General features: G+C 69.7%; 20 protein-coding genes, 1 tRNA gene and 1 pseudogene. 13 read left to right on the top strand and 9 right to left on the bottom strand.

The annotated features are described in order from the left end of the window. The first annotated feature begins 254 nt into the window (after positions 1-254). On the top strand, positions 255-2,330 hold the full coding sequence (locus tag ACI3KX_RS12410; protein WP_363356093.1) for a DUF2156 domain-containing protein: 2,076 nt from the start codon (positions 255-257) through the stop codon (positions 2,328-2,330). Between the two features lie 169 nt (positions 2,331-2,499). Here the strand turns inward: ACI3KX_RS12410 and ACI3KX_RS12405 are convergent, their stop codons facing one another. Then, positions 2,500-2,706: a cold-shock protein gene (locus ACI3KX_RS12405; RefSeq protein ID WP_137845695.1), complete on the bottom strand. Its 207-nt coding sequence runs from the start codon at positions 2,704-2,706 to the stop codon at positions 2,500-2,502. 362 nt (positions 2,707-3,068) lie between these two features. Between ACI3KX_RS12405 and ACI3KX_RS12400 the strand changes: the two genes are divergently transcribed. Continuing rightward, the gene (locus ACI3KX_RS12400; protein ID WP_363356090.1) at positions 3,069-3,701 is read left to right on the top strand and encodes a GntR family transcriptional regulator; all 633 of its coding nucleotides are present in this window, start codon (positions 3,069-3,071) and stop codon (positions 3,699-3,701) included. A gap of 78 nt (positions 3,702-3,779) precedes the next feature. Further along, positions 3,780-4,280: a GNAT family N-acetyltransferase gene (locus tag ACI3KX_RS12395; protein ID WP_349425735.1), complete on the top strand. Its 501-nt coding sequence runs from the start codon at positions 3,780-3,782 to the stop codon at positions 4,278-4,280. A gap of 118 nt (positions 4,281-4,398) precedes the next feature. Here the strand turns inward: ACI3KX_RS12395 and ACI3KX_RS12390 are convergent, their stop codons facing one another. The 3 genes from ACI3KX_RS12390 to ACI3KX_RS12380 all read right to left on the bottom strand — a co-directional run bounded on the left by ACI3KX_RS12390 (position 4,399) and on the right by ACI3KX_RS12380 (position 10,162). Beyond that, complete coding sequence (locus ACI3KX_RS12390) at positions 4,399-8,820, bottom strand: S8 family serine peptidase (RefSeq protein ID WP_404909921.1); 4,422 nt, start codon at positions 8,818-8,820, stop codon at positions 4,399-4,401. A gap of 143 nt (positions 8,821-8,963) precedes the next feature. After that, positions 8,964-9,989, bottom strand: a complete 1,026-nt coding sequence (locus ACI3KX_RS12385) for a helix-turn-helix domain-containing protein (protein WP_363356085.1) — start codon at positions 9,987-9,989, stop codon at positions 8,964-8,966. An 89-nt stretch (positions 9,990-10,078) separates the two neighbouring features. Beyond that, positions 10,079-10,162 (bottom strand) — tRNA-Leu (locus ACI3KX_RS12380). A gap of 157 nt (positions 10,163-10,319) precedes the next feature. Here ACI3KX_RS12380 and ACI3KX_RS12375 point away from each other — a divergent pair. The 7 genes from ACI3KX_RS12375 (at position 10,320) to pknB (ending at position 19,228) form a co-directional block, all read left to right on the top strand. Continuing rightward, entirely contained in the window at positions 10,320-11,081 is a 762-nt protein-coding gene (locus tag ACI3KX_RS12375) for a DUF3662 and FHA domain-containing protein (RefSeq protein ID WP_363356083.1), read from the top strand. After that, positions 11,078-11,617: an FHA domain-containing protein gene (locus ACI3KX_RS12370; protein ID WP_363356080.1), complete on the top strand. Its 540-nt coding sequence runs from the start codon at positions 11,078-11,080 to the stop codon at positions 11,615-11,617. The genes ACI3KX_RS12375 and ACI3KX_RS12370 overlap by 4 nt, the downstream gene beginning before the upstream one ends. A gap of 18 nt (positions 11,618-11,635) precedes the next feature. Next, complete coding sequence (locus ACI3KX_RS12365; RefSeq protein WP_349425732.1) at positions 11,636-12,874, top strand: PP2C family serine/threonine-protein phosphatase; 1,239 nt, start codon at positions 11,636-11,638, stop codon at positions 12,872-12,874. Beyond that, a complete protein-coding gene (locus tag ACI3KX_RS12360; RefSeq protein WP_349425731.1) occupies positions 12,871-14,265 on the top strand; it encodes an FtsW/RodA/SpoVE family cell cycle protein in 1,395 nt (464 codons plus the stop codon). The genes ACI3KX_RS12365 and ACI3KX_RS12360 overlap by 4 nt, the downstream gene beginning before the upstream one ends. Before the next feature lies 1 nt (position 14,266). Continuing rightward, positions 14,267-15,727: a penicillin-binding transpeptidase domain-containing protein gene (locus tag ACI3KX_RS12355; RefSeq protein ID WP_349425730.1), complete on the top strand. Its 1,461-nt coding sequence runs from the start codon at positions 14,267-14,269 to the stop codon at positions 15,725-15,727. Next, on the top strand, positions 15,724-17,439 hold the full coding sequence (locus ACI3KX_RS12350; protein WP_363356075.1) for a protein kinase domain-containing protein: 1,716 nt from the start codon (positions 15,724-15,726) through the stop codon (positions 17,437-17,439). Before ACI3KX_RS12355 ends, ACI3KX_RS12350 begins: the two co-directional genes overlap by 4 nt. A gap of 94 nt (positions 17,440-17,533) precedes the next feature. Further along, entirely contained in the window at positions 17,534-19,228 is a 1,695-nt protein-coding gene (pknB, locus tag ACI3KX_RS12345; RefSeq protein ID WP_363356073.1) for a Stk1 family PASTA domain-containing Ser/Thr kinase, read from the top strand. A gap of 5 nt (positions 19,229-19,233) precedes the next feature. Here pknB and ACI3KX_RS12340 read toward each other — a convergent pair whose 3' ends face one another. From ACI3KX_RS12340 to ACI3KX_RS12330, 3 genes are read right to left on the bottom strand one after another with little or no spacing between them, the layout of a single operon-like run. Further along, the gene (locus tag ACI3KX_RS12340) at positions 19,234-19,881 is read right to left on the bottom strand and encodes a glutamine amidotransferase-related protein (RefSeq protein ID WP_349425728.1); all 648 of its coding nucleotides are present in this window, start codon (positions 19,879-19,881) and stop codon (positions 19,234-19,236) included. Continuing rightward, entirely contained in the window at positions 19,878-20,066 is a 189-nt protein-coding gene (locus tag ACI3KX_RS12335; protein ID WP_349425727.1) for a hypothetical protein, read from the bottom strand. The genes ACI3KX_RS12340 and ACI3KX_RS12335 overlap by 4 nt, the downstream gene beginning before the upstream one ends. Next, positions 20,066-20,857, bottom strand: a complete 792-nt coding sequence (locus tag ACI3KX_RS12330) for a class E sortase (RefSeq protein WP_363356071.1) — start codon at positions 20,855-20,857, stop codon at positions 20,066-20,068. The genes ACI3KX_RS12335 and ACI3KX_RS12330 overlap by 1 nt, the downstream gene beginning before the upstream one ends. 54 nt (positions 20,858-20,911) lie before the next feature. Between ACI3KX_RS12330 and ACI3KX_RS12325 the strand changes: the two genes are divergently transcribed. Next, the gene (locus tag ACI3KX_RS12325; RefSeq protein ID WP_045301992.1) at positions 20,912-21,151 is read left to right on the top strand and encodes a cell division protein CrgA; all 240 of its coding nucleotides are present in this window, start codon (positions 20,912-20,914) and stop codon (positions 21,149-21,151) included. Positions 21,152-21,357: 206 nt separating this feature from the next. On the opposite strand, the gene ACI3KX_RS12320 is transcribed toward ACI3KX_RS12325, so the two are convergent. After that, positions 21,358-22,251: a rhomboid family intramembrane serine protease gene (locus ACI3KX_RS12320; RefSeq protein WP_349425725.1), complete on the bottom strand. Its 894-nt coding sequence runs from the start codon at positions 22,249-22,251 to the stop codon at positions 21,358-21,360. A 95-nt stretch (positions 22,252-22,346) separates the two neighbouring features. Beyond that, positions 22,347-22,913: pseudogene (locus ACI3KX_RS12315) on the bottom strand (peptidylprolyl isomerase); the annotation flags it as partial. Positions 22,914-23,008: 95 nt separating this feature from the next. Here ACI3KX_RS12315 and ACI3KX_RS12310 point away from each other — a divergent pair. Together ACI3KX_RS12310 and ACI3KX_RS12305 are read left to right on the top strand one after the other, a co-directional pair. After that, positions 23,009-23,581: a DNA helicase gene (locus ACI3KX_RS12310; RefSeq protein ID WP_349425723.1), complete on the top strand. Its 573-nt coding sequence runs from the start codon at positions 23,009-23,011 to the stop codon at positions 23,579-23,581. Next, positions 23,574-24,071 (top strand): YbaK/EbsC family protein, encoded by a 498-nt coding sequence (locus ACI3KX_RS12305; protein ID WP_363356066.1) that lies wholly within the window; start codon positions 23,574-23,576, stop codon positions 24,069-24,071. Before ACI3KX_RS12310 ends, ACI3KX_RS12305 begins: the two co-directional genes overlap by 8 nt. Positions 24,072-24,085 lie beyond the last annotated feature (14 nt).

Below are 24,085 nucleotides of genomic sequence, written 5' to 3'. Positions count from 1 at the left end.
CCGCCGCGCCCTGCGCGACGCCGAGGACGCCAAGGCCCTCGCCGACTACGCCCGGCTGTCGTCCGCCCGCTGAGCAGCGCCCGGCGTCTGCGCCGGGCGCAGGCGTTTCGTCTCTGCGTTTCGACTCGCAAGCTCGCTCAACGACCGGCAGGAATGGTCCCGGTCGTTGAGCGAGGGAGCGCCAGCGACCGAGACGAAACGCCCCGAGCCGCCCTACCGCGCGGGTGCTGGGCGGCCGCCGCTATCGTGATCGCATGAGCGACGGGGCGACTCGGAGAACCAACCGCGTGCTCGCGGTCATGCGGCGCATGCCGGCCACGCTGACGATGATCGCGCTGATCCTGGTGGTCGGCGTGGTGTGGCAGGGGCTGTGGCGGCCGTTCGAGGAGTCCGACCTCTACGACGTCGTCGCCTACGGTCTGCCCGCGCTCGAGGCGGGACGGTGGTGGACGCCGGTCACCGGCACCTTCTTCGTCAACCAGCCATGGGTGTACCTCTTCACAATCACCGGGTTCGTCGGTATGGCGTACCTCGAGTTCCGGCGGGGCACGCGGGTCGCCTTGGCGTACTACTGGGTCGGGCAGCTGTTCGCGATCCTCGCGACCGCCCTGCTGCTGTGGGGCTTCTCGCAGCTGCCGTGGGCATGGGCCCAGACCCAGGCGGCAGCGCTCGACGTGGGGGCGTCGGGCGGAACGATGGCGTGCATCGCCGCGGCGGTCGGCCTGTTCCGCAGTCCCTGGCGGGTGCGGGCATGGCTGGTGCTGCTCGGCTTCGTCTTCGTCGCCATGCTGTTCTGGGGCTCGCTCGCCGATCTCGAGCACCTGCTGGCCGTGCTGCTGGTGCTGTTCGTCGACCGGTCGCTGCGCATCCAGCGCACCACGATCCGCGAGCAGCGGCTCATCGCGTTCATCGCGGTGCTGGTGCTCGGCGCGATCCAGGTCGTCACGATCCTCGTCCCGACCGACGGCCCGTTCGGCCCGACCCAGCCGGCGTCGGGCGGCTTCATCGACTTCGCCATCGACACCGTCGTCATCCTCATCGTGGCCAACGGACTGCGACGCGGTAGACGGTGGACCTGGGTGGTGGCCGTCGTCCTCGCCGTCATCAACGTGCTCTTCGCGCTGCTCATCGCCGGGCTCATCGTCCTCGCGAGTGAGGCCAGGGTCGAGGCCACCATCGACGGCGAGACCGAGCTCGCCCTCGCGAGCGGCGCGATGTGGCTGCTGATGCTCGTGTACCTGATCTGGGTGCGCCGCGCCTTCCGCGCCCGCCGGTCGTCGCGGATCGGCCGGCAGCCGGCGCCGGCGGTCGAGGACGTGAAGCGGATGCTGCACGCCGACGGCGGCGGCACGCTGTCGTGGATGACCACGTGGGAGGGCAACAGCTACGCGGGGACCGCCGACGGCATCGTCGCCTACCAGCGGCGAGCGGGCGTGGCCCTGGCCCTCGCCGACCCGCTGGGACCTGCGGCGTCGCGCGCGGCATCCGTTCGGGAATTCATCCACGATGCCGAACGCGCCGGTCTCGTGCCCTGCTTCTTCAGCTCCGACGAGGCGACGCGGGCGGCGGTGCCGTCGTCATGGCGCAGTCTCGTGGTCGCCGACGACACGATCGTCGACCTTCCAGGCCTCGAGTTCACCGGCAAGCAATGGAACTCCGTGCGCTCGTCGCTCAACCGGGCCGGTCGCGAGGAGATGACGTTCCGCATGACCCGCCTGAAGGACGAATCATGGGGCGTGCAGCAGCAGCTGCGGGCGATCTCGGAGATGTGGGTCGGCGACAAGGGACTGCCCGAGATGGGCTTCACACTCGGCACGCTCGTCGAGGCAGAGGATCCCGAGGTGCGGCTCGCCCTGGCTATCGCGCCCAACGGCGACGTGGACGGATTCCTCTCGTGGCTGCCGGTGCACGGCGCCGGCGGCACCGTGCGCGGGTGGACGCTCGACCTCATGCGCCGCCGCGAGGGCGGCTTCGGCCCCGTGATGGAGTACCTCATCGGCTCGTCGGCGCGGCTGTTCTCCGAGGAGGGCGCCGAGATCATGTCGCTGTCCGGTGCGCCGTTGGCCCACGACTATCCCGCGGATGCCGGCATGATCGCGGCGCTGAGCGAACGGCTCGCCGACGCCCTCGAGCCCGTCTACGGGTTCCAGTCGCTGCACCGGTTCAAGCAGAAGTTCCACCCGCGCTACGAGACGATGTATCTGCTCTTCCGCGACGAGAGCGACCTCACGCGGATCGGCGGAGCGCTCACGCGGGCGTTCCTGCCGGACGCGACGCTGCGTCAGTTCGCGGGGGCGGGGATCGAGCTCGTCCGCGGCGAGCGCGACTGAGGCGGCCCGGAGCGCGACTGAGGCGGCCGGGCACGCGACCGAAGCGACCCGGCGCTCATCCCGCGTCCTGCCGGCTCGATCATCCCGCCAGGCGCGACGAAGCCGCGGCATCCGCTTCAGAGAGGCGGAGTACCGCGGCTTCGACCGCGTGAAGCGATCGGTCCGCCGATCAGATCGGGCGGATGTTCTCGGCCTGGAGACCCTTGGGTCCCTGCGCGATCTCGAACTCGACGCGCTGGTTCTCTTCGAGCGAGCGGTAACCGCTCGACTCGATGGCGCTGTAGTGCGCGAAGACGTCTGCGCCGCCTTCATCGGGAGCGATGAAGCCGAAGCCCTTCTCCGAGTTGAACCACTTGACGGTGCCCTGCGTGCTCATTACTTGCCGTTCTTCGTTGATCTCCCCGCGATTGCGGCGATTGACTCCAACGTAGTGAAGAGGCAGGCGCGCGGCGAGACCCAATTCGGATGGTGACACAAATGTTGCACACCGCCGCGGTCGCAAAGCCGGCCCATCGTACGCCCGGGCTGAGCAAGGCTCGAAAGCCCGGGCGTCGACGGATCCCCCCGGATAGGCCACGTCGGAGACGTGGACAGGAACATCGTACCGATATATCAGCGCAAGAGCGAGGGTCACGGTCCAAAGGATGAGCGGGATTTCCGAAGGCTGCGACCGGGTCGCAATCCGCCCGGATCAGGGGTGTATGCGCGTGAATCTTCCGGCGTACACTGGTGCCACTCATGACTGCCCCCTTCGTCCCGCTCGAGCCGAGCCGAGCCGTCCTCGGAGACGAGGTCTACGAGCATCTGGGCGAAGCGATCCTCGACGGCCGCCTCGCACCGGGGGAGCGCCTGCGCGACCATGAGCTGGCCGAATGGCTCGGGGTTTCGCGCACGCCGGTGCGCGAAGCGCTGCAGAGACTCGAGCGCGTGGGACTGGTCGAGGTCTCGCCGCACCGCTACACGCGCGTGTCGCAGCCGCGGCGGCAGAGCGACACCATCGAACTGGTCGCCTACAACATGGGCATCGCCGTGCGGATGACCTCGGCGCGGGCCGACGCGGAGGCGATGGATCTCGCGCTGGAGCGACTGGACGACGTCATCGCGGCATCGCGTGCCGACGATTCCGACGCGCTGGTGGCGGCCAGTCATGCCTTCTTCACGGTTGTCACCCGTGCCAGCGGCAATGCCGCCCTGCTGCAGTTCATCCGCGAGTACGAGATCGCCATCCGGCGCGACATGGTCGGCTGGAAGCCGGTGATCGAGTGCCCGCTCGGCCGTACCGCGGCCTATGAGAACTTCCGCGATGCCTTCCAGGCGCGCAACGGCGATCGCGCAGAGACGCTGCTTCGCAGCATCCACGGTCTCTCCTGAGTCCCGCCGTCTGCACGGCGCTCCCGTCGGCGGTGCACACTCTTCTCAGTGACGGATGCCGTGGCTAGCGTGGATCGCGTGAACCACATCGAGCTGCGGGCTCTGGATGACGACGACCTGGACGCGATCTTCGAGATGATGCGCGACCGCGAGGCCATCGCCATGGCCGCCTTCACGGCGGAGGACCCCGACGACCGCGGCGCGTTCGACGCGTGGATCGCCCGCCAGCGCGCCGACCAGGACGTCCTCTCGTTCGTGGTCACCGAGAACGGCGGGTTCGCCGGCACCGCCGCGACATTCACGATCGACGGCGACCGCGAGGTCACCTACTGGATCGCCCGCCACGCCTGGGGCCGGGGCGTGGCGACCGCGGCCCTGCGTCTGCTGATCTCGCGAGAGCCGATCCGCCCGCTCTTCGCCCGCGCCGCCGCGCACAACGCCGGCTCGATCGCGGTGCTGACGAAGGTCGGGTTCACCGAGGTGTCGCGCAACGTCGACTTCGCCCCCGGTCTCGGCCGCGACACCGAGGAGATCGTGTTCACCCTCGTGCCTTCGCTGGACGGACTCGGCGGCGGCTGAGACGCCGGGCGGGCGACCGCGCGGAGCGTCGCCGGGCGCGGAGTCGCGCGCCGGCCGTGGTGCGCCCGAGGGGTGATGCGGCGCGCGCCACACCACCCCACGACGCTCGTTCCCGCTCCTAGGCGCGACCTCTGCGACGCGACCGCACGAGCACCGCGCCGACGGTCAGCGCGAGCGCTGCCACGATGCCGAGCACGGTGGCGGCACCGCCGCCGGTCGCAGCCAGGTCGTCCGCGCTGCTGCCGCCGGCCGGCCGGCCGTCGGGGCCGTCGGGATCGCCGGAGCCGGGATCGCCGGAGCCGGGATCACCGGAGCCGGGGCCACCGGTGCCGGGGTTCCCAGGGTCGACGACCGGCTGCAGATCGGCGAGCTGGACCGCGGTGGCGTAGACCACCCGATGCGCCGAGATGTGGATGTCGGGTGTGAGCACCTCGTACTTGGCGCGCACCCAGAACGCCTCGCCTTCCGCCGCGGCGATCGTCCTGGTCACGACGGGTCCAGGTTCCGTCACGCGATCGTGGGGCACCTGCTCCGTGTAGAAGCGGGCGCCGTAGATGTCGGACCCGTAGCCCGCCGAGAGGTCGAAGCCGCCGCTGTAGGCCGGATACCGGTTGTTCACGGTGAGCGTGATCCCCTCGGCAGCCCGGCTCGATCCGTCGAGGGAGGGATCCGAGGCCACGACCCAGAAGTCGTGCGAGACCTCGGTCTGCGCCGCGCACCTCTCGGAGCCCGAGTTCGCGTACGAGCCCGCGACCTCGCCGTCGACGATCACGTCGATACCTGTGATGCCGGTCAGATCGAACGTCGAGGTCACGACCGGCTTGTCGATCCACAGCGAGCCGAACACGAGCGGGCCGGCGCACGTCTTCGACCTGATGGTCGCCTGCGTGACAGCACCGACGGAATTGTCGTAGAAGAGGTCGACAGCGTTCTCGTCGTCTGGATTCCGGGTGAGCGTGAGAAGGCTCGGCGCAGTCTCCTCCACGACGAACGCCCGCTCCCTCGCCTGCATCGGGCCTTCCTCACCCTCTGCCCACGCCCGCACCACGTAGTCGCCGGGCGCGAGTCGCACCGCGGTGGTGCGGGCCGAGTCCACCTCGAACATGGGATCGCTGTACACGTCGACATCCTCGCGCAGCATCTCTGTGCCGCCGGCGCTGGTCAGCGTCGTGTGCACGACGCCCGCGCCCCCGAACATGATCTCGGCCGACACCGATGCGCCGCCGTCGGCGAGGTATTCGACGTTCTCGAACACATCGTGCACGAGCAGCCGTGTGGCGACGAGCCCGCCCGCGAGGTGGGCATCCCCGGCCGTGATGGTCACTTCGTGTACGCCGTCGGCCGCGTCCTCCGGAAGGGTCAGCCGACGTGCTGCCGTGCCGTCGTCGCCCGTGATTCCGGCCGAGGCGACGGTACCGTCGAGTGCGATCTCGAAGCCGGTGCGGGCGGGCAGGCCGACGGCTGCGACAGTGAAGGTGCGTCCCGGACGGACGTAATCGGGAGAGACCACGATCGCGGGCTCGTCCGACGACGCCGGTGGTTCGCCGGGCGTCGTCACGTACAGGTCGGTCGTGGCGCCGGTCGCCCCGTAGGCCACGCGTCCGAAGTAGCGAGAGCCGGGCGCCAGAGCAGACCAGGAGATCGTGGCCGGGGATGTCTCGCCCATGTGCATGGCCAGCACGGCGGGGTCGGCACGCAGCGTCCCCTCGTCGGCGTCGCCACCCAGCAGGTAAGTGGTCAGTTCGTAGTCCAGGTCGCCCTCACCGGAGAAGAAGGAGACGTCGACCACGTACTCACCGGCCTCCAGGTCGGCGCGAACGATGGTCTCGTCCGCTCCGGGTGAGGTCGACTGGTCGAGGTACAGCAGACCACCGAAATCGTCGACCTGGTAGAGCGCGAGGTCCAGATCGCTCTGTGCATCGGCGCCTTCGAGCTCGAATCGTGCGGAAGTGGTGCCTTCGGGGACCTCGATGACGTGACGGGCCGGAGCGGCGCCGGTGGCGCCCGAACCTCGCGCGATCCGGCCGGCGACGAGGCCGGAGACGGCGAGCGGCACCTCCATCGTCTCGCCTGCGGCGACCGGCAGCTCGAGGGAGCCGTCGACGCCTTCTCCGGTCGCCGTCCTGGGGACGGCGATGATGCTCGGTCGCACAGCCAGAGGCACCACCACGGTGTCGCCCTCCGCTCCGGCCCACCGGAGTGTGCCCGTGGTGAACACGTCGAGGGGTGCGCTCTGGCGACGGAAGGTGATCGTGAACGACTTCTCCTCTCCGGCGGATGCGAACTCGAGAAGAGTCGGACTCACGGTCACATCGACTCCCGGCACCGTCACGTCGGCCACGGTGTACGAGCCGGGGCGCGTCGCGGTCACCGTGCGGGTGATCGTCTGCACGCCGGCAAGGCTCCCGACGGCCACGGAGGCGAGGTTGAGGTCGGAGGGGTCGATCGTCTGCACCCCGAGGTCCGCCGCACCGATTCCCTGGATGTAGCCGTTCCAGTCATCGATCCCGTTGAGGAACAGGAGCGCGGGGTCGAGGAAGCGCGCCGGCTCGACGTGTCCCGAGCCCTCGCCGAAGGGATCGGTGAACTCGGATCCGTCGCGTTCGAGGGTGTGGGATGCCGTCGTCATGAGCGCGGACTTGATCTCCGAAGGCGCGGCTTCCGGATGCGCGCCCAGATACAGCGCCGCGAGCCCGGCGACGTGAGGCGAGGCCATCGATGTGCCCGAAAGGAGCTCGAAGGTCGGTTCCTCGCCCTCGGCATTGCGGCCGTCGGCGAGGATCGCCACGCCCGGCGCCGTGATGTCCGGCTTCAGGATGTCCCCGCCGTCGGCCAGCACGGGGCCGCGGGACGAGAAGCCTGCGAGCTGCGGCGTCACCGGCGATGGGCTGCCGCTCGTGTTGCCGTCCTCGAAGACGGCCGTGCCCCCCGGCGTCGCCGCATAGGCCTCCAGCGCCTCGAACGCGTCGGCGTCGACGTGGATGGTCGGGACAGCGTGGACATCGAGGTCGATCGAGTTCGCGGTCGGGTTGACCAGCACCATCGCGATTCCGCCGGCGCGGGCAACCTCGGCCGACTTGGCGGTCCGGTCCACGACGCCGCGCTCGCACAGGACGATCGCTCCCGCCGCCATGCCCGGGTCGAGCGTCTCCGGGCCGCATAGGTGCGCGTCCGCCGCTCCGGCGGCAGCGACGCTGCTCGCCGTCACGAACGGACCGCTCACTCCGGCCGTGTCGGCGATCGTGCCACCTGCGTAGGCGTTGCCGTCGCCGGTGCGGACGGTCGCCTCGTAGCTCGGAATGGTGCTGGCTGCCACCGTGGTGATCCACGGTGCGGCGTTGTCGACCGTGGACTCCGTGGGACCGTCGTTGCCGGCGGAGGCGGCGATGAAGATGCCCGCCGCGGCCGCGCCGAGGAACGCCTGATCGGTCAGCGCGACGGTGCTGACAGCGCCGCCGCCGCCGATGGAGTAGTTGATGACGTCCACCCCGTCGGCCACTGCGGCATCAATGGCGGCGAGCAGGTCGCCCGTCATGCAGCCGTCGTCGAAGGCAGTCGGGCCGGTCCAGCAGGCCTTGTACACCGCGACCTTCGCCGCCGGCGCAACGCCCGAGATCTCACCGAGGTCGCGGCCGGCGACGTGCGCGGTGACACCGGCGTTGCCTGCCGCGGTGCTCGCCGTGTGCGAGCCGTGGCCGTTGCCATCACGGGGAGATACGACCTCGCCACGGTCCGATCCGATGTAGTCGGCACCGTAGTTGTCCACGAAGTACCGTGCTCCGATCAGCTTGGTCGTGCAGTCGTCGCTGTCGAAGGCGTCGCCTGCCTGACACGTGCCGCGGAACTGGTTGCCGTCGCCCTTCTCGAACACGATGGCGTCGCCGTCCCGGTAGGGGTCTGCGCCAGGGTCGGCGGCGAGCGGGTCGCCGGCGAACGAAGGATTCTCCGGTGCGACGCCGGAGTCGATGATCCCGATCACCACGCCGTCGCCTGCGGCATCTATCCCGCCGAGAGTCGCCCATACGCCGTCCTCGCCGCTGAGTCCGATGAAGTCCGTGGAGGGACCCGCCGTCTGCAGGTGCAGGAGCTCGTCCTTGACCACTGCAGCGACGCGCGGGTCTGCGGCGAGATCGGCGGCCTGCTGAGCGGTCAGCGCACTCGTGAAGCCGTTCGTCGCGAGCGTGTACGAGCTGACGATGCTCGCCCCCGCATCCGCAGCGACGGCCTGCTGCTCCGCAGTAAGGCGATCGGAGTATGCCGCGACCGCTTTCGAGCGCATATCCAGCTCGTCACCCTCTCCGGGCTGGGTGCCGCGGTACGAGGCGACACCGCCCCGATAGGTCGCGACCGACGAATCGCGGAGCGTGACGATATAGCGGCCGTCGTCGTATGCGGAGGGATCGGGCTGCAGAGCCGTCAACGGCGTTGCCGCCGCAGCGCTGCTCATTGTCGGGGTCATGGCGAGCGCGAGCGTGGACAGCAACGCGACGACTGCGCACAAGGCCGTCGTGCGCAGAGGCGCGCGAGTGGAGTAGGTCACGGTGGTCCTCGAGATGTGCGGCGCGACCCCGGGGTGGGTCGGGCTGGACCTCATTCTGCGAGGTCCCGTGCCGTCAGCTCTGGCCGGATATGGCCACCGACCTCAACCGGCCAACTGTTGAAACGCCAGCGTTACATCCGCGGTCAGATCCAGCCGCGCCGGGATGCCTCCACACCGGCCTGGAAACGATTGCTCGCTCCGAGGCCGGCCATGAGCTCCTGGCTGCGCCGTCGCAGCGTGCGCGCCGAGATCCCCAGTCGGCGCGCGATGGCGTCGTCCTTCATCCCCACGGCCATGAGCGTCAGGATGGCGAGATCCTCGGACGAGGGGCTGTCCGTCTGCGGTGCGGGATAACGTCTGGTCGTCTCGGGCAGACCGTGCGGGGACGCTGCCGCGGTCAGCGGGACGGCTCTCGCCCACTCGTACTCGAAGAGGGTGCACAACGCAGCGACCAGGGGCAGCGCGTGGGTCACGAGCGCCACGACCTCGCCAGGTTCGAGACTCAGTGAGACGAGGGCGACGGCGCGGTCGACGACGACCAGCTTGATGGGCAGGTCGTCGGTGATGCGCGACTGCTCACCCTGCTCGGCGAGCGCTCCGACCTCGTCCCAGGTCGCGCCCTCGTCGAAGCTCGACACGGTGTAGATCGCGCGCCACTGGACGCCCCGGGCCAGGACAGCGGACTCGAACGGGTCGAAGGAAGCGGCCACATACGGTGGACGGTCGAACGCGAGGAACTCACGCTCCGCCTGGTGCTGGAGACGCGCGTACCAGCCGGCGACGGCATCCGGATCGGTGACGAACATGCTCTGCGGCACATCCGCAGAAGTGGTGGCAGCCGCATCGAAGTGATCCGCGAGCGCTGGAATGGCCTCGCGCAGCCGTTGCGTCTGCTCACTCAGCTGCTCGGCCAGCGCACGCACGGCAAAGCGCGGGTCAACGGCCGAGTAATCGGGGTCCGCCGATTCCAGTCGCGTGACGAGCCCGGCGGAGCGCAGCTCCTCCAAGCCCGCGAACGTGGTCGGCTCATCCAGGCCGAGCTTCGCCGCCACGTCTCGCGCCCGGATGCGTCCCGCCATGAGAACGGCGAGGTACACACTCTCGCCCAGTGGATCGACCCCGGGCAGGTCGAGCGGCTTGTCATCCTGGGCGGAGTCCCGGCCATTCATGATGCGAGCCTAATGCGCCTGTCGTCGCCCCTCGGAGGTGCGTGAGACGCCGAAAGCCCCCGGGATACCCGGGGGCTTTCGATGCGCTGTGCGCGAGGGGGGAGTTGAACCCCCACGCCCTTTCGGGCACTGGCACCTGAAGCCAGCGCGTCTGCCTATTCCGCCACTCGCGCGAGTCACGGCATCCGAAGATCCCGCGAAACTCAACTTGCCGAGGATATCATGCGTCGCGGCCTGGTTCTAACTCGCCTGATCGCCAGCACGATCCATCGTCGGCACAGACTGTGCAATTAGCATGTAGCAACCGGCACCCCCCTCAAGAGGAGCTCCGTGGGACTACTTGACAGCTTCGAGAAAGGTCTCGAACGCGCGGTGAACAGCGCGTTCGCGAAGACCTTTCGCAGCGGCATCCAGCCTGTGGAGATCGCGTCCGCCCTGCGCAGCGAACTCGACAAGAAGGCCGCGGTGGTCAGCCGCGACCGCATCCTCGCACCGAACACCTTCACCGTGCGGCTCTCGCCCGCCGACGACGACCGCATCTCGGCGCTCGGCGACGCGCTCACGCACGAGCTCGACACGCTCGTGCACGCGCACGCCAAGGCCCAGGGCTACTCGTTCGCCGGCCCGGTGACGATCTCGCTGCGACGGGACGACGAACTGTCCACCGGCACGCTCCGAGTGGAGTCGACGACGGCCCAGGGCGGCCGCGTCGCGTGGCGCGGCGTGGTGGACGTCGAGGGCCGCCGCATCCCCCTGACGAAGTCGCGCACGGTCATCGGCCGCGGCAGCGACGCCGACATCACGGTCGCCGACTCGGGCACGAGCCGCAAGCACGTCGAGATCCTGTGGGACGGCGAGCGCGCCATGGTCCGCGACCTGGGCTCCACCAACGGCACGCTGCTCGACGGCCGCAAGGTCGGCGAGGCCGCGCTGCCACCCGACTCGACGGTGCGGATCGGTCGCACCGACATCGTGTTCCGCGTCGTCGCACAGGCAGCGACCGCGCGACCGGCGGCACCGGTCGACGACGCCACGCGGGCGTTCGACGCGCGCGCCGCGTACGACCCGCAGGAGCGGGGGCCGCTGGCATGAGCGAGCTGACCCTTCTGCTGCTGCGCATCGGCTTCCTGGTGCTGCTGTGGGCGTTCGTCTTCGCCGTCGTGTACTCGCTGCGCGCCGACCTGTTCGGCGTCAAGGTGCGCCGGATGCCGGATGCCGCGGCCGCCGCGGTCGGGCCTGCGGCATCCGTCCCCGCCGCGGCCGCCTCGGTCACCGCGCCGGTCGCACCCGTGGCGTCTGCAGCGCCCGCGAAGCCGGGCGGACCGGCGACGACGGCCGCTGTCTCGCGGATCGTGATCACGAGCGGACCCAAGACCGGGCTCGAGCTCCCGCTCGGCAACGAGCCGCTCACCATCGGGCGCTCGAGCGAGTCCGGCCTCGTGGTCCGCGACGACTACACCTCCAGCCACCACGCCCGTCTGGTGCTGTGGGGGGACCAGTGGATGATCCAGGACCTCGACTCGACGAACGGCACCTGGCATGACGGCGCCCGCGTGACTTCTCCCGTCCCCGTGAACATCGGCGCGCCCATCAAGGTCGGCGCGACGACGTTCGAGCTGCGGAAGTAGCGGGCGGACCCCTCCCACATGGTCTTCCAGGGCTCGAGCGCCGCGATCTCGCACACCGGCAAGGTGCGCTCCAACAATCAGGACTCCGGCTATGCCGGCTCGAACCTCTTCGTCGTCGCCGACGGCATGGGCGGCCACGCGGGCGGCGACGTCGCCTCGAGCATCGCGATCACCCGGCTGCAGGTGCTCGACCGCCCTTACGACTCCACGGCCGACGCGGAACGGGCGCTGCGCGACGCGATATCGGATGCCGCGGTCGACCTCGCCGACACCGTCGGCCTCCGGCCGGAGCTCGCCGGCATGGGCACCACCGTCAGCGCGCTCATCATGGTCGACGAATACGCCGTCATCGCCCATATCGGCGACTCGCGCATCTACCTCTACCGCGACGGCGCGCTCACCCAGATCACCACCGACCACACCTTCGTGCAGCGGCTCGTGGACTCCGGCCGCATCACGCCCGAAGAGGCCCGCTACCACCCGCGCCGTTCCGTGCTCATGCGCGTGCTCGGCGACATGGACACCGACCCCGAGCTCGACACGTTCATCATGCCGACGCAGCCGGGTGACCGCTGGCTGCTCTGCTCGGACGGCCTGTCGGGCGTGGTCGACGACCCGCACACGGCGAAGGCGATGGGTCTCGGACTCGCGCCGGGACGCACCGCCGACAGCCTGCTGAAGCAGGCCCTCGACGGCGGCGCCCCCGACAACGTCACGATCGTCATCGTCGACGTCGGCGGGCAGCATCCGCTCTTCTCCGGCACGCCCACGATCGTGGGCTCCGCGTCCAACCCGACCGGCATCGACGTGCCCGCCGCCCGCCCCGGCCGCACGAGCTGGCTGCACCCCAACCGTCAGTCGGCGAACGAGCCGACGCACTTCGAGCCTGCCGCGGAGTTCCTCGAGGAGCTCATCGAGGAGGACCGGCGGCGCGCCCGCCGCCGGCGCGTCGGGTGGATGGTCGGCGTGGCCCTCGTGCTCGTGCTCCTCGCCGGCGCCGCATGGATCGGCTACCAGTGGACCCAGACGCGCTACTTCGTCGGCGCCGATGAGGACACCGTCGTGATCTATCAGGGCGTGCAGCAGAACATCGGGCCGATCTCGCTGTCGACGCCCTACGAGGACACCGAGATCCCGCTCGATTCGCTGTCCGCCTTCGCCCGTGCGACGGTGGAGGGCACGATCTCGGCCAACTCGCTCTCGCACGCACGGCAGATCGTGTCGGGAATCAGCGACCTGTCGGGAGGAGGCGGATGAGCGCCCCCACGAGCACACCCACCGACGCCGTCTCGACCGACACCGCCGTGGTGCGGGCGCTCAGACGCATCCGCGTGCCGCAGACCCAGCGCAACCGCGAGCTGGCCCTGCTGGTCTTCGCGTTCACGATCAACGGGTCGGCGATCGCCCTCGTCCAGCTGGGCGCGCTCGGCGCGATCGACTGGACGTTCCTGGTCTACTGCGGCGGCCTCACCGCCCTCGTGATCGCGCTGCACATCCTGCTGCGCCTGCGCGCCCGCGACGCCGACCCCTTCGTCGTGCCCATCGCGACGCTCCTCACGGGGCTCGGCCTCGCGATGATCTACCGGCTCGACCTGAACTGGGAGCGCCACGGCTGGGAGGCGTACTCGACGCGGCAGCTGGCGTGGGCGGCGATCGCGCTCATCGCGGCGATCCTCGTGGTGATGTTCCTGCACAACTACCGGGTGCTGTTCCGCTACACATACATCTTCGGCTTCGTCGGCATCGCCCTGCTGATCCTGCCGGTGATCCCCGGCCTCAGCGGCGGCGGCAACGCCGATGTATGGGTCGACCTGGGTTTCTTCTCATTCCAGCCGGGTGAGCTCGCCAAGATCGCCCTCGGCATCTTCTTCGCCGGCTACCTGGTGCGCACACGCGAGAGCCTCACCTCCACCGGCACCCGGTTCCTCGGCCTCACCTGGCCGCGCGGACGCGAGCTCGGGCCGCTGCTGGTCATCTGGCTCGTCTCGCTCGGCATCATCGTGCTGCAGCGCGACCTCGGCACCGGCGTGCTGATCTTCGGCATGTTCGTCGCGATGCTCTACGTCGCGACCGGCAAGACCAGCTGGGTGCTCATCGGCGTCGTGCTCGCCGTGTCGGGCGCGTTCCTCGCGTCGCGGATCCTTCCGTACGTGGGCGCGCGGTTCACGAACTGGCTCGACGCGTTCAACCCCGACCTGATGGGCGGATCCAGCTACCAGCTCGTCAACGGCATCTTCGGCATGGCGAACGGCGGGCTCCTGGGCACCGGGCTCGGGCTGGGGCGGCCGTACCTCACGCCGGTCGCCGAGAGCGACTACATCCTGCCGGCGCTGGGCGAAGAGCTCGGCCTGATCGGCGTGTTCGCGATCCTGTGCCTGTACATGGTCTTCACGAGCCGCGGTATCCGCATCGGCCTGGCCGGGCAGGACGACTTCGGCAAGCTGCTCGCCACCGGCCTGTCGTTCACGATCGCGCTGCAGGTCTTCATCATGGTCGGCGGCGTCACCCGCCTCATCCCGCTCACCGGCCTCACGACGCCGTTCCTGGCGGCGGGCGGCTCGTCGCTCGTGGCGAACTGGATCATCGTCGCGCTGCTGCTGCGCATCTCGGATGCCGTCCGCAGCCGGCCCCGGGTGGTGATCGGCTGACATGACCAAAGAACTGCGTCGCCTCAGCGTCCTGATGCTGGTCATGTTCCTCGCGCTGTTCGCGTCGACGAGCTGGATCCAGGTGATCCAGGCCGACGAGCTCGCGGCCAACCCGGAGAACCGTCGCTCGCTCTACGACTCGTACGAGGTGCAGCGCGGGTCGATCATCGCGAGCGGAGCCGCGATCGCCTCGTCGGTGCCGTCCGACGACCTCTACAGCTGGCAGCGCGTGTACACGGATGCCGACATGTGGGCGCCCGTCACCGGCTACATCAACCCGGTGCTGAACTCGGCGACCAACATAGAGCTGGCCATGAACCAGGAGCTCAGCGGCACAGCCGGCTCGCAGTTCTTCTCGCGCGTCGAGCGGATCTTCACCGGACAGCCGCCGCGCGGCTCGAACGTCGTGCTCTCCCTCGACGCCGATGTGCAGCGGGCCGCCTACGAGGCGCTCGGCGACCTGCAGGGCGGCATCGTCGCGATCGAGCCGTCGACCGGGCGCATCCTGGCGCTGGTGACGAGCCCGAGCTACGACACCAACGTCCTCGCATCACACGATACGGACGCGGTGAACGACGCCTACGACGCCCTCGTCGCCGATCCGGGCAAACCGCTGTCGAACCGTGCGATCGCCGGCGACCTGAATCCGCCCGGCTCGACCTTCAAGCTCGTGGTGGCCTCGGCCGCCCTCGCGTCCGGCGACTACACGCCGCAGTCGACGCTCCCGAACCCCGCGACCTACCAGCTGCCGCAGTCCAGCAGCATCGTCCACAACGCCAGCGGCGGCACGTGCGGCGGCGGCGACACGGTCACGCTCGCCGACGCGCTGCGCCTGAGCTGCAACATCCCGTTCGCGGAACTCGCTGTGGAGCTCGGCGACACCGCCATCCGCGAAGAGGCCGAGAAGTACGGCTTCAACCAGCCGTTCGAGCTGCCGCTCATCTCGACGCCGTCGGGATACCCGCGGACGATCCAGGACGACGCGCAGACGGCGCTGAGCGGGTTCGGCCAGGGTCAGGTGACGGCGACGCCGCTGCAGATGGCGATGGTGTCGGCCGGCATCGCGAACGGCGGCACGGTGATGAACCCCCGCATGGTGGATCGTGTGATCGGCCCGGACCTGTCGGTACAGAAGACCTTCGACGACACGGAGTTCGGGCGGGCTCTCGACGCGGCCCTCGCGGATGAGTTGGTCACGATGATGGTGGCCAATGTCAGTGACGGTGCTGCGTCGGGTGCAAGAATAGACGGGGTCGACGTGGCCGGAAAGACCGGAACCGCGGAGAACACCGGCGACGAGCCATATACCCTCTGGTTCACAGGGTTCGCCCCGGCCCAGAACCCCGAAGTCGCGGTCGCAGTGGTCGTGGAGGACGGCGGCAGGCAAGGACAGTCGGGCAGCGGCAACACCATCGCCGCTCCTATCGCGAAGAAGGTCATGGAGGCGGTGCTGGGCAAATGAGACCGACGCAGGGCGTGACCTTCGGCGGCCGATACGAACTCGATTCGCGCATAGCGATCGGCGGCATGGGCGAGGTCTGGGAAGCGACCGACCACGTCATCGGACGGACCGTCGCCATCAAGATCCTCAAAGACGAATACATGGGAGACCCAGGATTCCTGGAGCGCTTCCGTGCCGAGGCCCGCCATGCGGCCCTCGTGAACCACGAGGGCATCGCGAGCGTGTTCGACTACGGCGAGGAGGCCGGCAGCGCCTTCCTCGTCATGGAACTCGTTCCCGGCGAGGCGCTGTCGACGGTCCTCGAGCGCGACGGATCGCTGTCGACCGACAAGACCCTCGACATCGTGGCGCAGACGTCGGCCGCACTGCAGGCCGCGCACGCGGCCGGTCTGGTGCACCGCGACATCAAGCCCGGCAACCTCCTCATCACGCCCGACGGCCGCGTGAAGATCACCGACTTCGGCATCGCGCGCATCGCCGACCAGGTGCCGCTCACCGCCACCGGCCAGGTGATGGGCACGGTGCAGTACCTGTCGCCCGAGCAGGCGTCCGGGCATCCGGCATCGCCGGCCACCGACATCTACTCGCTCGGGATCGTCGCCTACGAGTGCCTCGCGGGCAAGCGCCCGTTCACGGGCGAGTCGCAGGTCGCCATCGCGATGGCGCAGATCAACGAGCAGCCGGCACCTCTGCCGGCCACGGTCGCCGTCCCGGTCCAGAACCTCGTGATGGCGATGATCGCGAAGAAGCCCGAGGAGCGTCCGGCTTCCGCGGCTGCCGTCGCGCGCGCCGCCACCGCGCTGCGCCGAGGCGATGTCGCGGCAGCCGCCGCGGCGGTCCCGGCCATCGCCGGCGTCGCCGCGGGCGATGCGGCGACGCAGCTGCTCGCGGCGGGCTCCGACACGTCGGCCGCGACGCGCATCATGCCGGCGCCCGGTGAAGAGGGCGCCGAAGAGGCGGCGGAGAAGAAGAAGCGCAGCCCCTGGACCTGGCCGCTCATCGCCCTCATCGCTCTGCTCCTCCTGGTGCTCATCGGCACCATCTGGGCGGTCGTGGCGAACCAGGACACGCCCGCGCCCGACCCGACGAAGACCACTTCGACGCCGTCGGTGACGCCGACCGACACGCCGACGCCGACACCCACCACGGCGAACGTCGTCGCGGACGACTACGTGGGGCAGGATTGCGCCGCCGCGTCGACGGCACTTGACGCCCTCGGCCTCGGTGCGAACTGCGTCGAGGGCAACGCGGCGCCCGACGAGGCGAGCGTGGGCAAGGTCTACAGCGTGAGCCCGACCGGCAACGTCCCGAAGGGCACGATCATCGAGCTGACCGCGTACGCCGGCCAGACCCCGATGCCGACGCCGAGCTCCCCGACGTTCCAGGGCGCTCCGGCATCCGTCGCCCCCGGGGAGCAGCTCACCGTCATGTGGGACGGCTATACGTGCCCCTCAGGCGCCGGCTCGGTCAGCGCCTACACCTTCACGGTGCAGAACGGCACGATCACGAACGGGCCGAGCTTCCCGCAGAACGCGCGGTCGGCGACCGTGACGGCGGGCGACGCAGCGGGCCAGACGGTGATCGTCACGTACAACGTCACCTGCAGCGGCGGCACCGCGGGCAACCGCACGTCGGGCGAGTCGGGCGAGGCCACCGTGCTGATCCAGGCCGCTCCCACTCCCGGACCCACGGACGAGTCCGACGACGAGTGAGCCTGGCTGAGTGAATCCGCAGAGCGGGTCGCGCGGCACGCGTGACCCGCTCTCGCTCGGCTAGTGTGGCTGATGTTCCAGGCAGGGAGTGACCGTGACAGCTGAGCCGCGTGTGCTTTCGGGGCGCTATCGCATCGATGAGCCCATCGGCCGAGGCGGCATGGCGAGCGTCTACCGCGGGTACGACCTCACACTGGGCCGCGAGGTCGCGATCAAGATCCTCGACCGCGAGCTGGCCGACGACAACGCCTTCCGCACCCGGTTCCGCCTCGAGGCGCAGGCAGCGTCCCGCATGGCCCACCCGACGATCGTGCGGGTGTACGACGCCGGCGAGGACTCCCTGACGTCGCCCGACGGCACCGTCCGCCCGGTCCCGTTCATCGTGATGGAGCTGGTCAAGGGCCGGCTCCTCAAGGAGATCATCGCCGCAGGCCCCGTTCCCGTGACGGATGCCGTCCGCTACGTCGACGGCATCCTCGAGGCTCTCGAGTACTCGCACCGCGCCGGTGTCGTGCACCGCGACATCAAGCCCGGCAACGTCATGGTGACGGATGCCGGTCAGGTGAAGGTGATGGACTTCGGCATCGCCCGCGCGGTGTCGGACAGCTCGTCGACCGTCGCCGAGACCACCCAGATCCTGGGCACCGCCGCGTACTTCTCGCCGGAGCAGGCGAAGGGGGAGCCCGTCGATGCCCGCGCCGACGTGTACTCGACCGGCGTCGTGCTGTACGAGCTGCTCACCGGCCGCCAGCCGTTCCGCGGCGACTCCCCGGTGGCGGTGGCCTATCAGCACGTGAGCGAGGCGCCGGTTCCGCCGTCCGAGGTGAACGACACGGTGCCCCGCGCCCTCGACACCGTCGCGCTCCGCGCCCTCGCGAAGGACCCGTTCCAGCGCTACCAGGACGCCGCGGGCTTCCGCGAGGCGCTCGACGCGACCGTGGACGGCCGGCAGCCGTCGAAGCGGCAGGTGGGGGCCCTCACCAGCGAGCTGTACGGCCCCAACCCGCGCCAGGCCGCCGAGACCGCGCGGTCGCTGCGCCAGCTGAGCACCGACACGACGATGAAGCGCACGCAGGCCGGTCCGCCGGTCGCCTGGATCTGGGCGGGCGTCGCCCTGCTGGCGGTGCTCCTCATCTCGCTGCTGTTCTGGGTGCTCACCATCCAGCCGCGCGACGATCTGCCCGACAACGTGCGCGAGGTGCCCGATGTGTCGGGCATGACCTACGAGCGGGCGAACGAAGCACTGGCCGACGCCGACCTCCGGGCGATCCGCGTCGACGAGGAGAACACCGAGGTCGCCGCCGGCAACGTCATCCGCACCGACCCCGAGGCGGGCACGTCGGTGACGCCCGACCAGCAGGTCAGCGTGTACGTCTCGACCGGACAGCAGATGTCGACGGTGCCGACGCTGGTCGGACTCGGGCAGGATGCCGCGACAGCCGCCATCACGACCGCCGGGCTGCAGCTGGGCACCGTCACCCCGCAGAACGACAAGGACCTGGCCGCCGGCACGGTGATCTCGAGCGATCCGGTCGACGGGGCGAGTGTCGCCGCCGGCACGATGGTGAACCTCGTCGTGGCTTCCGGCCGGGTGGCGATCGACGACGTGCGGGGCTACACCGTCGACGCGGCCACACGTGAGCTCGAAGAGGTCGGGCTCACCGTGACCGCGCAGGAGGACCCGAACTGCGCCGGCGCCGACCCCGCGACCGTGCAGTCGCAGTCGCTGACCCCCGGCGACGTGCCGGTGCACTCGGAGATCACGCTGATCTACTGCACGGGCCCGTAGCGAGCTCAGGCGTCGCGTCGGGGACTGAGCGTCGCGCCGCGGGCTGCGGCATCCGTGAATCCGACCGATGCGAGCCAGTTGCCCAGCAGGCGGTGTCCGCCCTCGGTCAGCACGCTCTCGGGATGGAACTGCACGCCCACGATGGGCGCGGTGCGGTGGGCGACGCCCATGATGACGCCGCTCGCCGTGCTGCTGGTGACCACGAGCTCGGCCGGCAGCGTCTCGGGCACGATCGCCAGCGAGTGGTAGCGCGTCGCGGTGAACGGGTCGGGGAGCCCGGCGTAGAGCGGCGAGCCGTCGTGCTGCACGAGCGATGTCATGCCGTGCATGAGCTCGGGAGCGTGGTCGACCGTCGCCCCGTAGGCCTCGGCGATCGCCTGGTGGCCCAGGCACACGCCGAGGAGCGGAATGCCGCCCGATGCCGCCGCACGGACGACGGCGATCGACGCGCCGGCGGCTGCGGGGGTGCCCGGTCCGGGTGAGACGAGCACCGCGCGGCGACCCGCGACGACACCCGCGGGGTCGTCGATTGCATCGGCCTCGACCATGTCGGTCTCCGCCCCGAGCTCGTGCAGGTAGCCGATCAGGGTGTGGACGAAGCTGTCGTGGTTGTCGACGACGAGGATGCGCCCCGTTGACGGTGCCGCGGTCACGACACCGGCGCACCCGACGGGGCGGCGGGGAGCCCCACGGTGACATCCTGCGGGTTCACGAACTGGCTCACCCAGGGGAAGACGTAGAAGAGCAGACCGTAGAGCACCGCCGCGATGAGGACGAGCAGGATGAGCACCCGCACCCACCCCGGGCCGGGAAGGACTCGCCATAGCGCCGCGTACATCAGGCCACCGCCTGGAGGGATGCCGGCTCCCCGGCATCGCGGGGCGTGAACGACTCGAACACGCCGTAGGCGACGATGCGCTCGGTCATGGCGTACATGGGGCTGCAGCTCGTCAGGGTGATGTAGGCGGTGCCGGCGGGGACGTCCATGGCCTGGGGTACGGGAAGAAGCACTTCGACCTCGTTCGGGCGGACGTACTGGAGCGTCCGGAAGCGGTAGGTGTACCAGCCGGCCTGCGTCTCCACGACGATCGCGTCACCCACGTGCAGGTCGGCGATGCGGTTGAACGGCTTGCCCCACGTGGTGCGATGGGCGGCGACGGCGAAGTTGCCGGGCTCGCCCGGCATCTTGGTGCCGGGGTAGTGGCCGATGCCGATCGGGTCGAGGGTGCGGGAACGTGTCACACCACCAGCCATCGGCACCGCGTAGTCCGATCCGAAGCGGGGGACGTGCATGACGGCGAACTTCTCGCCGTCGCCGGGCTCGGGGAGCACCGGCGGCGGCGCCGTGACCGGAGCGGCCGGTGCGGACGGATCCGGCTCCGGCGCGGCGACGACGGGATCCTCGCCCTCGTACTGCTCCGCCCACTCCTGCGAGAGCTGGGTCCCTTCGGCGTTGCGCTCGGCGCCATAGATCAGATCGCCGACCCACAGCTGCCAGACGACGTAGAGGAGCACGATGACACCGGCGGTGATGAGCACCTCGCCGATGACACCGACGACGGACGTGCGCCGGCGCGGGGTCTGCTGCCTCCGCGCGGCGCGCCCCAGACCGGACACCGCTTCATCCACAGGGGGATTCTCGCACAGCAAGTGTTGGGGTCGGCTGGCAGTTAGACTCTTCCCATGGCACGACCCGGCAAAGACGACGACTCGCTCGTCGAGCGCGCAGAAGGCGAGGCCGCACCCAACCCGGTGTGGTTCAAGCCGATCATGATCGGACTGATGCTCATCGGTCTGGTCTGGATCCTCGTCTTCTACCTGAGCGGCATGGCGTTCCCGATCCCCGACATCGGGGCATGGAACCTGGTGATCGGCTTCGGTATCGCCTTCATCGGTTTCCTCATGACGACGCGCTGGCGATAGCGAGCTGCTGCGAGCGAGAAGCCCCGGTCTATGGCGACCGGGGCTTTTCCGTGCGCGGATGCCGTCATCTCGGCGGCAGAACCCGCGTGATGGCCCGCATCCTGAGTTGTTAACAACTCTGTTAACACCTGTGAATTACACCCGTGTCATTCTCCCCAGGCTGTGGATGGACCTGTGGATAACTCCGGCTCGGCGCGCCTGAAGCCTTACGCGAGGACCACACCGGGGAAGACCACCGGCACGAAGAGGAGCGCCACGAGTCCGGCACCGACGGCGACCAGCAGGCCGATCTGCAGGCCGCGCTGCCGCACCGCGCGGGTGCGCGTGAAGATGAACGCGACCAGCAGGCCGACCAGCAGGCCGCCGACGTGCGCCTGCCACGACACGTTGAATCCGGGGATGAACCCGATGACGAGGTTGATGCCGAGGACGACCGCGATGCCGGCGATGTTCGCGCCGATGTGGCGCCCGATCACGAGCAGCGCGCCGAACAGGCCGAAGATGGCGCCGGACGCCCCGACGACGGGCGTCGTGAACGAGAGCAGCGTCACCGCCACCGAGCCGCCGATGGCACTCAGCACGTAGAGGGTGAGGAACCGCCACCGGCCGAGGAGCGGTTCGAGGCTGCGGCCGATCATCCAGAGCGCGAGCATATTGAGGCCCACATGCCAGATGCCCGCGTGCACGAGGGCGCCGGTGAGCAGACGCCACGGCTCGAAGCGACCGGTCACGTCGGGGTACATCAACGGCGCCCAGTAGAGCAGCGTCTGCTGCACCGCATCGCCGACTCCGCCGGGGATGAGTGTCAGCAGGTACACGAAGGCGGTGAGGCCGATGATGGTGTAGGTGACGATCGGCTGTCCCGACGACGCCGACACCGCGCGCGGACGCGACCAGCGGCGCTCGGCCTTGCGCTGCGCCGGCGACTGCGACTTCTGCTGGTCGCGCAGGCACTCGGGGCAGATCACGCCGACGGCGGCGGGGGTCTGGCACTCCGGGCAGATCGTGCGCAGGCATCGCTGGCAGAGGACGAAGCTCTGCCGATCCGGATGCCGGTAGCAGAAGTTCTCGCGGTTGCGCTGGAAGTCGTCGGTGCTCACGCGGCCCCCGTCTGTGGGTTTCGTCGGCTCAGGGCTGCGGCGGACCCGGGCGCGCGGCGGTGTTCCGCCGCACGCCCGGTGCGCGAACCGTCGGCCGAGGCGATGTCGATCGACTCGATGACGACCGGCTCGACCGGGCGGTCGCCGGCGGCCGTCGGAACCTCGGCGATGGTGTCGACGACGGCCTTCGAAGCATCATCGGCGACCTCGCCGAAGATCGTGTGCTTGCCCTGCAGCCACTCCGGTCCGCGGCCCCCCTGGCCGGGGACGGTGATGAAGAACTGCGAGCCGTTGGTGCCCTCGGGCTGACCGGTGATCGCGTTGCGGCGCAGGCCGGCGTTCGCCATGGCGAGCTTGTAGGGATCGGTGAAGGTGAGCTCGCCGTTGATCTCGTCGTTGAAGTTGTAGCCCGGTCCGCCCACACCCTGGCCGAGCGGGTCGCCGCCCTGGATCATGAAGCCCGAGATGATGCGGTGGAAGATGACGTCCTTGTACAGCGGGCCCTCGCCCGGCTTGCCGGTCGCCGGGTGCGTCCACGCCTGCGACCCGTCGGAGAGCCCGACGAAGTTCTGCACGGTGCGGGGGGCGTGGTCTCCGAACAGGTTGACGACGATGTCGCCGTAGTTGGTGTGGATCGTTGCGACAGCTGTATGAAGCGGCATTCCTACATTGTCTCAGAGTTCACTGCAACCCCTCCCGTCTCGGCGGGGGTCTGGCAAGATGGGGAGACGACATCCCCACGACAGGGAGGGCAACCGTGAGCGTCAGCCGCAAGCGCAAGAAGGAACTCGAGAAGCTTCAGAAGCAGGCGAACCAGCTGTGGGAGTCGCAGCAGGTGCTGGTCGGTGAGGCCGCATCCGTCGCACGCGAAGCAAGTCGCCAGCTCGGGCACTTCGGCCGCGAACAGGTAAAGCCGCAGATGCAGGCCGGCTACGACAAGTACGCCGCACCGTACGTCGACAAGGGCAAGAAGGTCGTCAACAGCACGGTGATCCCCGCGGCAGGCGCCGTGGTCGGCTCCGCGCTGTCGGTCTGGGATGCGGCGAACGACACGCGCGCGCAGCTCGCCAGCGGCCGCGGATTCGCACTGCCCGACTCGAAGAACTACGGCAAGAAGGCCGACAAGTACGCTCGCGAGGCGAGCCGGTACCTCTCGGCCAAGCTCGAGCGGTCCGCACCGCAGAAGAAGGGGATGGGCGCCGGCGGCGTGATCGCCATCATCCTCGGCGTCGCAGCCGCGGTCGGCGTGCTCTACGCCGCATGGCAGACGCTCCGCGCCGACGACGAGCTCTGGGTCGCGGACGACCCGCTGCGCGCTCCGGATGCCTGAGCCCGCCACGGGCGAGGCACTGACGGGGGTCGACCGCGTTCGCGCGGCGGCCTCCGCGCGCGGTCTGGAGATCGAGATCCGCGAGCGTCCGGCGGCGAACAGCCTGCCCGAGGCGGCCGCGATCCTCGGCATCCCCGCGTCCGGCATCGTGAAGACCCTCGTGGTCAAGCGCAGCGACGACACCTTTCTCTTCGCGCTCGTCCCGGGTGACCGGGCCATCTCGTGGCCGAAGCTGCGGGCCGTGGTGGGCGTGAACAAGCTGCAGCTGCCGGATCCCGCACGCGCGCTGGCCGCCACCGGGTACGAGCGGGGGACGATCGTGCCCCTCGGCAGCACCCACGACTGGCCGATCTACGCCGACAGCCAGATCGTCGGCCAGCGCATCGCGATGGGCGCGGGCGCACACGGCTACAGCATGTTCGTCGACGCCGATGACCTCATCGCCGCCTATGGGGCGACGGTCGCCGACATCACGCAGCCGATCGACTGACGGCTGAGCCCACG

This window comes from Microbacterium sp. ZW CA_36 (assembly GCF_044987475.1).
Lineage (GTDB): Bacteria > Actinomycetota > Actinomycetes > Actinomycetales > Microbacteriaceae > Microbacterium.
The sequence above is the reverse complement of the archived record's forward strand: the minus strand, read 5'-3'. Positions and strand labels throughout refer to the sequence as shown.